General features: G+C 33.7%; 9 protein-coding genes and 1 pseudogene. 4 read left to right on the plus strand and 6 right to left on the minus strand.

Annotated features, from left to right (window positions below; all coding sequences use genetic code 11):
* Nucleotides 1–6 precede the first annotated feature (6 nt).
* The 5 genes and pseudogenes from AC1EUU_RS08260 to AC1EUU_RS08280 form a co-directional block, all read right to left on the minus strand.
* Nucleotides 7–1,002, minus strand: a complete 996-nt coding sequence (locus AC1EUU_RS08260; RefSeq protein ID WP_480200943.1) for a GntR family transcriptional regulator — start codon at nucleotides 1,000–1,002, stop codon at nucleotides 7–9.
* Nucleotides 1,003–1,126: 124 nt separating this feature from the next.
* Nucleotides 1,127–2,713, minus strand: a complete 1,587-nt coding sequence (locus tag AC1EUU_RS08265; RefSeq protein ID WP_480200944.1) for a solute:sodium symporter family transporter — start codon at nucleotides 2,711–2,713, stop codon at nucleotides 1,127–1,129.
* A gap of 438 nt (nucleotides 2,714–3,151) precedes the next feature.
* Entirely contained in the window at nucleotides 3,152–4,177 is a 1,026-nt protein-coding gene (galE, locus tag AC1EUU_RS08270) for a UDP-glucose 4-epimerase GalE (protein WP_480200945.1), read from the minus strand.
* 43 nt (nucleotides 4,178–4,220) lie between these two features.
* Nucleotides 4,221–4,532: a hypothetical protein gene (locus AC1EUU_RS08275; RefSeq protein WP_480201843.1), complete on the minus strand. Its 312-nt coding sequence runs from the start codon at nucleotides 4,530–4,532 to the stop codon at nucleotides 4,221–4,223.
* A 57-nt stretch (nucleotides 4,533–4,589) separates the two neighbouring features.
* Nucleotides 4,590–5,198, minus strand: a pseudogene (locus AC1EUU_RS08280) (glycoside hydrolase family 27 protein); the annotation flags it as partial.
* Between the two features lie 337 nt (nucleotides 5,199–5,535).
* On the opposite strand from AC1EUU_RS08280, the gene AC1EUU_RS08285 reads away from it, so the two are divergent.
* The 4 genes from AC1EUU_RS08285 to AC1EUU_RS08300 are packed head-to-tail and all read left to right on the plus strand — an operon-like array spanning nucleotide 5,536 to nucleotide 9,413.
* Complete coding sequence (locus AC1EUU_RS08285; protein WP_480200946.1) at nucleotides 5,536–7,017, plus strand: Na+/H+ antiporter NhaC family protein; 1,482 nt, start codon at nucleotides 5,536–5,538, stop codon at nucleotides 7,015–7,017.
* A 17-nt stretch (nucleotides 7,018–7,034) separates the two neighbouring features.
* A complete protein-coding gene (gene era / locus AC1EUU_RS08290; RefSeq protein WP_480200947.1) occupies nucleotides 7,035–7,916 on the plus strand; it encodes a GTPase Era in 882 nt (293 codons plus the stop codon).
* A 36-nt stretch (nucleotides 7,917–7,952) separates the two neighbouring features.
* Nucleotides 7,953–8,396, plus strand: a complete 444-nt coding sequence (locus tag AC1EUU_RS08295) for a DUF1569 domain-containing protein (RefSeq protein WP_480200948.1) — start codon at nucleotides 7,953–7,955, stop codon at nucleotides 8,394–8,396.
* 12 nt (nucleotides 8,397–8,408) lie between these two features.
* Nucleotides 8,409–9,413 carry an NADP-dependent oxidoreductase gene (locus AC1EUU_RS08300; RefSeq protein WP_480200949.1) on the plus strand — a complete coding sequence of 335 codons (1,005 nt, stop codon included), beginning with the start codon at nucleotides 8,409–8,411 and terminating at the stop codon, nucleotides 9,411–9,413.
* A gap of 8 nt (nucleotides 9,414–9,421) precedes the next feature.
* Here the strand turns inward: AC1EUU_RS08300 and AC1EUU_RS08305 are convergent, their stop codons facing one another.
* Nucleotides 9,422–10,780, minus strand: a complete 1,359-nt coding sequence (locus AC1EUU_RS08305; protein WP_480200950.1) for a UDP-N-acetylmuramate--L-alanine ligase — start codon at nucleotides 10,778–10,780, stop codon at nucleotides 9,422–9,424.
* Nucleotides 10,781–10,899 lie beyond the last annotated feature (119 nt).

Here is a 10,899-nt window from a genome sequence, read left to right on the forward strand (position 1 = left end):
AGTAGTTTATAATGAGTCCCTTATAATTAACTTGGTCTTATTTGCAATTTGGGTAAATTCATTTAAGAATAGTATTTGTGAAAGTTTTTTACCCATATCGACAAAATCGGTAGAAATAGTTGTTATACCTCCTTCTACTATTTCCTTTAATGGAGTATCGTTATAAGATATTATACCTACATCATTGGATAATGTGTAATTAGTCTTTTTTAGTTTTTTTATAATTAAAATTAAGGACGGATCATCAGGAGTTATAAAAAGTTCTCCTTTTGTTATTTCTTTATTTTGAACAGATTTTACAACTTCATATGGCTTGTTGATTTGCTCACAATATTTTACAAATCCATTTTTCAAACCTACTGGTTGTTTTTCATTAAATACTAATATTAATTTTTTGTATTTAATTATTTTATCTTCAAGCTTGGAAAGACTGTCATAAATATCTGTACTAAAATTCTGATAAATGGCAGGGTACTTAAGCAATTCATCATGAATTTGGTCAAGTATAAATACCTTATCCTCCGGTAGATTAGCAATTATGCTTGCAACATCATTTAGATTCGCCGGCATAATTACATAGTAATTGTAATTTCCAATATTATTATAAATGCTTGTTGCAAAAACGTCACGATTAAAATGATGGAAATATATATCTACTTGAATATTCTCTTCTAAATTTTCTAAAAAAGAATTATAGAGATTCTCTTTAAATGCATTTAATTCATCAAAAAGTAAAAATACTTTTTGCTTCACATTTATATTTTCACTTCTTACATAATAACCTTTTCCTGCAATCGAATGTATGATACCTCTTGCTTTAAGCTCACTATACGCTTGTAAAACAGTATCCCTAGATAATGAGTATTTATTTCTAATAGCATTAATAGAAGGTAATTCGTCACCTTTAGACAACTTCTTGTTAAGAATCCCTTCTTCTATTGAAGCTACTATTTGTTTGTATTTTGGAACAGCTAAACGAGTATTAATAGTTATATTCTTCATAAAGACAAAAATAAATTAAAAACAAAAATTAACCAACTAGTTCGTACCAGTTGTTACTGAATTTTTGATTTATTTCTTTGTAGTAATCAATAAACCAAACATATCATCATTTTTATAATAAAGGTTACATAAAGTAAACATATACTCCTATTACCATTAAACTGATAATTAGCCCCACTGGAACTGCGTATTTCCATGGAACAATATTTACTTGCTTTGTATAGACCTGTTTATAAGCTTCCGCTCTGGGGAAAAGCTTACCTATTATCAACATAATACCAATATTAAGTACAAACAAGATCGCCATCACATGTAGAAAATGAGGATAATTCTCTGTACCAACAACATATGGTTTTATAATAAACTGGCTAATTGAATATAAAACTACCCCAGAAATGACTCCAATTTTTGCGGCTAAGGCAGGCACATATTTTGTGAGATATCCTACAACGATGATGGTTAAAATAGGTATACTATAACAGCCATTCACTTCTTGTAAATAACCAAATAGTCCAGACGGTGCATTGGCCAATAATGGAGCAATACACATGGACAAAATTGCCAAGAAAATTCCAAAAGACTTACCGGCTTTTACCACTTGTTTTTCAGTAGCATTGTTCTTGATATGAGCTTTATATATATCTAATCCAAAAAGTGTGACCGCACTATTTAAAGCAGAATTAAAGGAACTTAATATTGCTCCAAATAATACCGCTGCAAAAAAACCAATAAGAGAAACAGGTAATACCTTCGCAACTAACATTGGATATGCCTGATCTGGATTATCAAGATTCCCTTGAAATATATAAAATGCAATTACCCCAGGTAAAACGACAATTAATGGCCCTAAGATTTTAATAAAAGCAGCTAATAACAATCCTTTTTGACCTTCTTTAAGATTTTTTGCTCCTAAAGCTCTTTGTATAATGGCTTGGTTGGTTCCCCAATAGAATAGCTGCACCAGCATCATGCCTGTAAAGATTGTAGCAAAAGGGACAGTGGCTTCAGGTCCTCCCATAGATTTAAACTTTTCTGGATTTGCATCCATTAATATTGTAATTCCGTCAAGTATATTATTGTCACCGATCAAGGCTAATCCGAAAAAGGGTATTAGTAAACCTCCAATAAGTAGCCCAACGGCATTTATAGTATCTGAAACAGCCACAGCTTTTAGACCGCCAAAAACCGCATAAATAGACCCTACAATTCCTATGCCCCAAACAGTTATCCATAAAGCTCCTGTTTCTGTAACACCGATTAAATTGGGAACATCGAACATTGTATTAATTGCCAAAGCACCAGAATATAGGACCGTAGGCAATAAAACTACTACATACCCTGTTAAAAATAATGCTGAAACAATAGTTTTGGTAGTAGTATCATATCGCCTTTCAAGAAATTGGGGAATTGTAGCAATACCACCTTTTAAGTAACGCGGTAATAGAAATATTCCGGTAGCAACCATTGCCAGCGCCGCTAAAACCTCCCATGCCATAACCAATATACCATCAGTATAAGCATTCCCATTAAGTCCAACTATCTGCTCAGTTGATAAATTTGTAAGAAGGAGTGAGCCAGCTATGACATAACCCGTTAAGCTTCGCCCCCCAAGAAAATAACCGTCAGAACTATTTTCATTTGTTTTCCGAGTAGCCAAATAAGATATTAATGCCACTAAAAAAGTGAATCCCAAAAATGAAATAATTGCCATAAGACTAAAATTGAACTGCTAATATAGGTTTTATTTGCGAATACCTCCTACCAGTACCTACTAGTACGTTTTGATTGCGTTATAATTTTCATGCAAACTCCTAAAATCAAATAGTGTAACTGTCTAGAATGTACATAGATAAAAAAGAGGGAAAACTTCCCTCTTTAACCAACTAATTCAAATAAATATATGAAACTTTCCTACGACTAACTCTAGTGGAGCAGAAAAATTATGGTGTAAAAGTACATGATAATAAAAATGAAACCAACTAGTACCTACTAGTTTGAAATGTTAAATTTTTTAGAAAAAATCACTGATAGGTTAAGCCATTAATTAACAGATAAATTATAAATTTTTAACATGGCGATTGAAAGAATATAGTTGCATATCTTTATCTATTGAAAATTCAATAATAAGAAAAGCACCTATACTATTTGATTAAGGTTTATTTCTATAAGCTTTTTCCCACTCCCAAGAAGATCTTGTCATATCGTCAAGACTAAAAGTGGCCTGCCAACCCAATTCTTTATTCGCTAAATCGGTAGCTGCATACATTTGTTCAACATCGCCATCTCTTCTACCCACAATTTTATAAGGTAATTTTTTACCACTTGTTTTTTCAAAAGATTGAATTACCTCCAATACGGAGCTCCCTTTTCCTGTACCCAAATTAAAAATTTCAAAGTTACTATTTTGCTTTTTTTCAATTAGTCTTTCAAGAGTTTTCACATGAGCTTCGGCTAAATCAACTACATGTATATAATCTCTTATTGCGGTACCATCAGGAGTGCTATAGTCATTTCCAAAAACATATAATTCTTTTCGTTCACCAGCTGCAGTCTGTGTTATAAACGGCATAAGATTATTTGGAATACCATGTGGTAATTCTCCAATTTTAGTTGAACTATGGGCACCTATCGGATTAAAATATCGCAACGATACCGCATTAAATGTGTTATTTGCCTTGGCAATATCCGATATAATCTCTTCGCCTACTTTTTTAGTATTTCCGTAAGGAGACATCGCAGGTTTGGTTGGAGCTTCTTCTGTTAATGGCAATTCATCGGGTTCACCATAAACGGTTGCAGAAGACGAAAACACCAAGTTATTAATACCAAATGACCTCATAGCTTTCAACAAATTCAATAAACTATATAGGTTATTATAGTAATAATCCAAGGGTTGCTCAACAGATTCGCCAACCGCCTTAAGTGCTGCAAAATGAATAACACCTGCAATATTATTTATTTTTTCAACGCACTCATTTAAGGCGCTGCTATCAGTAAGATCAACTTCATAAAATTCAGGTTTTACTCCAGTTATAGATGTTATTCTTTCTAACATATCTTTATGGGAATTAACCAAATTATCAAGTATAATTGGTTCATATCCTGAATCAATTAATTGTACCACAGTATGTGATCCTATATATCCCAATCCACCGGTAACTAAAATTTTTTTCATTTGCTATTTAATATAAAAATCAATATACGTTTATAAAATAGATTTATGGTTCTACTATTCTGCTTTTCACGTATTGCTCATTGTTATATTCAAAAACATTATATGGAGTTGCAACTCCTTTAATTTTTAGAACTACTACACCATGCGAAGGTACTTTAAAATCTAAGAATTTTTTAGTTGAAACATCATAATCTTTTTTCTTCCAAATATCTCTAATGGTATAGCCTTTTACCGGATCAATTCCTAACCGTTTTGGATTTAAAGTTATGGATGCTTCAACAGAACTTCTATTTAATAATGCAACAGCTATTTCTCCACTGCTAGTTGAAAACAGTGGCTTCGCCCAGATTTCCAAATCGCCATTATCTACAAACCTCCTTGCCTGATAAGTGAAATCACTTTGGTTTAATGCAATTATCTCTTTATTTGTAATTATTTCCAAAGTTTCATCACTTATTTCAGTGAGGTCATTCCCCAATAAAAGTGGTGAATTCATCATTGCCCACATGCTAAAATGGGCTTTATCTTCTTCGTAAGTCATTCCTCTTCCCACCTGTAGCATGTCCATGTCATTATATCGACCATTAGAACAGTATTTCCATAAGTCAGCGTTTATGTCAATAATATGAGCAATAGACTCAAAAGTATTTCTTATATCTCCAGAAATTCGCCAAGAATCTGCGACCTGAGTTACCCAATCGCCTGGGAATTTCCATCCGCATACATTATAGATGGCTTCGGGCTTTATTTCTTTTATGATGTTGCCAATCTTTGTGTATTGTATTTCTTCGTCAAGCCCGAGCCATTCTCCTCCACACCAATCAACTTTGATGAAGTCATAATCCCATTCTTTAAGAAATAAGTTTAAATCTTTATAACTATTTCCATACAAACCCATGCCAACACCGATGGTATCTTTATCCCAATAGGAAGCACAAGTGTTGATTCCGGCATCTGAATATATTCCTGCTTTTAAACCTTTGGAGTGAATGTATTCTGCCAATTTTTTCATTCCTTCCGGAAAGCGTTCTTTGTGATGTGTTTAAATGGGTTAAAAAGGGTATAAAAATTGTCATACATTAATAAATTTAAGGTTTATTTTTACTCTCGAGTGAGAACCAATTTTGGCATTTACGCGTAATTAATTTTGCCATTATTTAAGAATAGGGTTAGTATTAATGCCAACAAACATATATAAAAAATAATTTTTTACCAACTAGTACCTACCAGTTTATAACAGCACACATATTCTGCATTAGCAAGAAACTTCAACTTTGATTTCTGTAAATAGCATCTAAAAGAAAAATCACATTGTATTCTTTTTAATATCTTTAGCTTTTTTCACAATTACAATTTTTATGGATAACTACGGTTACCTTTCTATTTTACCACCGGTAGTAGCAATTATCTTAGCTTTAAGAACCAAACAAGTTTACATTTCACTATTATTAGGAATTTGGTTTGCGTGGATACTATTAAGCGACTGGAACTTCTTTACAGGCACATTGGCCGCCATAGAAGCACTAGTTAATGTTTTCAAATCGGCAGGAAACACACGAACCATAATCTTTAGTGCCTTGGTAGGAGCGTTACTATTATTAATTCAATATTCAAGAGGAGTTGAAGGTTTTATTCTTAAACTTAACAAAGTAATTCAGTATTTCGAAAAAAAAGAAGCTGGATACAGTAGGGTTGTCATCCAACTTTTAGCGCTATTAACAGGTGTCTTATTATTTGTAGAAACTACAATAAGCTCTTTGACCGTTGGTACATTATTTAGACCTGTATTTGATAAGTTAAAAATACCGCGAGAAAAACTAGCTTATATTGCCGATTCAAGTTCATCACCAACATCCATACTCATTCCTTTTAATGCCTGGGGAGCATTTATCATGGGCTTATTATTAGCCCAGGGATTAGAAAATCCGTTTGGGCTATTGCTCTCATCAATCGCCTATAATTTTTATCCGATACTGGCACTTCTAATTCTCTTTTTAACCATTGTCTTTAAAAAGGACATCGGGCTTATGGCAAAAGCCGAAAAGCGCACTCAAGAAACCGGAAAATTAATGAATGATGGGTCTAAACCAATGCTCTCTGATACTGTTACCTCATTAGATCCAAAAGAAGGTATTCCAGCTAAGGCAAGAAATATGATTATCCCATTGGCAACAATGGTGTTTTTAATGCCTGTTTATTTAGCTTATACCGGATGGAATGAAGTAGAAAATTACACTTCATTTTCTAATCATTTGTTTCAATCTATTAGTCAAGGATCAGGCTCTTCTGCAGTTTTGTACGCAGTAATTACCGCAATTATAGTTTCATTTGTATTTTATAAAATTCAAGGCATAATTAGAACCAAAGAAATGGTCGATATTACCTTAAAGGGTATTAGTGAATTGATGCCTTTAGCACTTCTAATGCTATTTGCTTTTGCTATTGGCGATGCCTGTAAAGCTTTAGGTACGGGAGAATTTGTAGCTAATTGGTCTAAAGATTGGCTTTCTCCTACTTTCTTACCTGCCGTTGTGTTTGCTATCAGTTCATTTATTGCTTTCTCTACAGGCACATCTTGGGGTACTTTCGCCATTATGCTGGCGATCTCTATACCCATGGCTGAAATTCACGGCGCTCCGCTAACGCTAGTTATAGCTGCGACATTAGGTGGCGGCATTTTTGGTGATCATTGCTCCCCAATATCCGATACTTCAATTATCGCTTCGATGGCTTCGGCAAGTGATCATATAGATCATGTTAAAACACAATTACCGTATGCATTGATTGGTGGCGGGTTAACCTTAATTTTATATCTAATTTTAGGATTTACCCTATTATAAACCATACCTTTGCACCCATGGATCACAAAGCAGGTTTTGTTAATATTATAGGAAACCCTAATGTAGGGAAATCAACCTTAATGAATGCGCTCATAGGCGAGCGATTATCTATTATTACTTCAAAAGCACAAACTACACGTCATCGCATTTTAGGCATTGTTAATGGGGATGATTTTCAGGTTGTTTTTTCTGATACACCAGGAATTATTAAACCTGCATACCAATTACAGGCGTCCATGATGGATTTTGTAAAGTCTGCTTTTGAAGATGCCGATGTACTAATTTATATGGTTGAAATAGGTGAAAAAGGGTTAAAAGATGAAGATTTTTTTAAACGAATTACAGCCACCAAAACACCAATTCTATTATTACTAAATAAAATTGATAAATCAACGCAAGAACAATTAGATCAGCAAGTTGACTATTGGAAAGAAATGGTTCCGAATGCAGAAGTGTATCCAATTTCTGCACTAGAAAATTTTAATGTGCAAAATATCTTCAATCGAATTTTAGAGCTTTTACCTAAGTCACCTCCATTTTACCCTAAAGATCAACTAACCGATAAACCAGAGCGCTTTTTTGTAAATGAAACCATTAGAGAAAAAATCTTATTACACTATAAAAAAGAGATTCCTTATTCGGTAGAAGTAGAAACCGAAGAATTTAAAGAAGAAGATGCTATCATTAAAATTCGTTCTATTATTATGGTTGAACGAGATTCGCAAAAAGGGATCATTATTGGTCACAAAGGTGCAGCCTTAAAACGTGTAGGAGCTGAAGCACGTAAAGATTTAGAAGTATTTTTTGCAAAGAAAGTTTATTTAGAGCTTTTTGTAAAAGTTAATAAAGATTGGAGATCTAATAAAAATCAATTACGTAGATTTGGGTATCAAGAATAGATTTTAGAGATTTCAATTAACAAATATCCTATTCTAATGAAGTCACTTTTTAATGACACTTCCTTCGCAGAAGTAAGTCAGCGCATAGAAAATCTTACTAGTGAAACACAACCGCAATGGGGTAAAATGGATGCAGCCCAAATGTGCGCGCACTGTATAGAACCTCTCGATGTAGTTTTAGAGAAGAAAGTATTAAAGGCTAAACCGAATTGGTTATTAAAGACCTTCTTTAAAAAATCTATGTACAATGATAAACCTTATCGTCATAATCTACCAACGGCTAAACAATATGTCGTTAGTAATGAACGCTTGTTCAAAGAAGAACAAGAAAAGTTATTAAGTACTGTTCGAGAATTCAATTCTCAAAAAAATAAAGAAAACTGGCTTATACATCCGGTTTTTGGAGCATTTACTAAAGAGCAATACGGACAAATGATGTATAAGCATCTAGATCATCATTTAAGGCAATTTGGAGTTTAAATCTTAGTCATTTTGAAAAAAAACAAACAGATCATATTAAAAAAGAGGCCAAAAGGTCTTCCTAAAAATGATACTTGGCAATTAGTTGATACCAATATTCCAAGGCCTGGAGAAGGTGAATTTTTGATTCGATGTGAATACATTTCTCTTGATCCTGCGATGCGAGGATGGTTAGACGATAGAAAGTCTTACATCGCACCCGTACAAATAGATGAAGTAATGCGTGCTGGTGGTGTTGGTAAAATAATTGAATCTAACAATGTCAATTTCAACGTTGGCGATTTTGTTGCGGGCTCAACCGGAGTTCAACAGTATATGGTAACTAATGGTAAAGGATTTCACAAAGTTGATCCATCATTAGCTCCGCTGCCCATGTACACCGGAACTCTTGGTATGACAGGTATGACAGCTTATTTTGGAATCTTAGAGGTTGGCGAATTAAAAGAAGGCGATAACGTTTTTGTATCTGGAGCTGCTGGTGCTGTAGGAAGTATTGTTGGACAAATTGCTAAAATTAAAAATTGTAATGTAGTAGGTATTGCGGGTGGCTCCGAAAAATGTAAATATTTAATAGAGGAGTTAGGTTTCGACGGAGCTATCGATTATAAAAATGATAACATCGCAACAAAATTAAAAGAATACTTCCCGAAAGGGATTGATGTATATTTTGACAATGTTGGTGGCGATATTTTAGAATTAGCTTTAAGTAAATTGGCAATACATGCACGCATAGTAATCTGCGGTGCCATTTCTCAATACAACAATACAACTCCAGTTAAAGGACCTTCAAACTATCTCTCACTACTAGTAAATCGAGCTTCTATGAAAGGCATGGTTGTCTTTGATTATGCTCAAGACTACCAGAAAGCCGCCTTGCAAATGGGACAATGGATGATGCAAGGTAAATTGAAGTCTAAAGAAGATGTATATGAAGGCATTGAGAACTTTTATGAAACTTTTCTACGCCTATTTACGGGTGAAAAACTAGGAAAACTCGTTTTGAAGGTTAGTGAATAAAAAATAATCTATGATGTGAAGAATCCTTTCAACTCTTCAAAATCTAATCCGCCATAATTACCAGAACTCATCAAAAGCAGCGCTGTATTTTCCAAGCGTTGCGAAAACAAAAAGTTTTTAAATTCCTTTGGGTCAGTATAAATAATAAGATCTTCTCGTTCGAACGCTTTAGCGATTTGCAATGCGGTAACTTTTTCTAATTTCTTTATCTCTACTGCGTGCGGCGAATAAAATACTATGGCTTTGTCTGCGGTATCTAACGCTCCTTTATATTCTTTTAAAAACTCTGCATTTAAACTACTATAGGTATGTAATTCTAAACAAGCCAATACAGTTCGTTCGTTGTATTGTTCTTTAATTGCTTTGGTTGTGGCTTCAACTTTGCTTGGCGAATGTGCAAAATCTTTAAAGATTACAGTAGTAGTATTCTCAGCAATCTTTTCTAATCGTTTACTCGCTCCTTTAAAATTGGCAATGGCTTCATAAAAATCATCTTCGTCAACACCCATGTGCTGGCAAATCCATTTAGCGCCTGCCAGGTTTTGTAAGTTGTGTTTACCAAAGATTTCTAGTGGTAGTTTGCCATCAGAAGTATCTAGAAAAGTAGTCCCATTTTCAATGGTATACTCTGGGGTTTGAAATGGATATCGTTTAATATGATTTGAACTTTTTTCTACTACTTTTTTTACTTCAACATCCTCTTCATTATATACCATAGCGCCCCCATTAGTAATTGAGTCTACAAAAATTTCAAACTGCTCAACATAATTTTCATAGGTAGGAAATACATTAATATGATCCCAGGCAATACCACTTAGCAATGCAATATTAGGTTTATATAGATGAAATTTCGGACGTCGATCAATCGGAGAGCTTAAATACTCATCTCCTTCTAAAACAATAAATTCATTTTCTTCTGTAAGGTGCACCATCGTATCGAAGCCTTCTAACTGTGCACCTACCATATAATCAACCTCTTTTTCGTGATAATGTAACACATGTAAAATCATTGAGGTAATTGAAGTTTTACCATGTGAGCCGCCAATTACAACACGAGTTTTGTCTTTAGATTGTTCATAAAGAAATTCAGGATATGAATAAATCTTCAATCCTAATTCTTGAGCTTTTACCAATTCTGGATTATCGACTTTAGCATGCATACCTAAAATAATCGCGTCTAAAGAAGGGGTAATTTTTTCTGGAAACCATCCAAACTCATTGGGCAATAAACCTTTAGCTCTTAAGCGTGATTTTGAAGGTTCAAAAATAGTATCATCACTACCTGTAATTTGGTATCCTTTTTGGTGTAATGCTAATGCTAGGTTGTGCATGGCAGCACCTCCAATGGCAATAAAATGTATATTCATTGAGTACGATTAGATGCGTAAAAATACAAAATCAAAGCACAAAAAATTGGTATCTTTAAAGCAAACTCAATCAAAAGAATCATTTACTTCTAAATACAGACCATTCCCTCATTTTTAAT

It is taken from the genome of Maritimimonas sp. 2205BS37-2 (assembly GCF_056591755.1).

What these genes read in the sequence shown, in the direction of transcription:
- AC1EUU_RS08265 (WP_480200944.1), bottom strand. Translation starts at nt 2,713, where the DNA reads ATGGCAATTATTTCATTTTTGGGATTCACTTTTTTAGTGGCATTAATA.
- AC1EUU_RS08305 (WP_480200950.1), bottom strand. Translation starts at nt 10,780, where the DNA reads ATGAATATACATTTTATTGCCATTGGAGGTGCTGCCATGCACAACCTA.
- AC1EUU_RS08285 (WP_480200946.1), top strand. Translation starts at nt 5,536, where the DNA reads ATGGATAACTACGGTTACCTTTCTATTTTACCACCGGTAGTAGCAATT.
- AC1EUU_RS08260 (WP_480200943.1), bottom strand. Translation starts at nt 1,002, where the DNA reads ATGAAGAATATAACTATTAATACTCGTTTAGCTGTTCCAAAATACAAA.
- AC1EUU_RS08295 (WP_480200948.1), top strand. Translation starts at nt 7,953, where the DNA reads ATGAAGTCACTTTTTAATGACACTTCCTTCGCAGAAGTAAGTCAGCGC.
- galE (WP_480200945.1), bottom strand. Translation starts at nt 4,177, where the DNA reads ATGAAAAAAATTTTAGTTACCGGTGGATTGGGATATATAGGATCACAT.
- era (WP_480200947.1), top strand. Translation starts at nt 7,035, where the DNA reads ATGGATCACAAAGCAGGTTTTGTTAATATTATAGGAAACCCTAATGTA.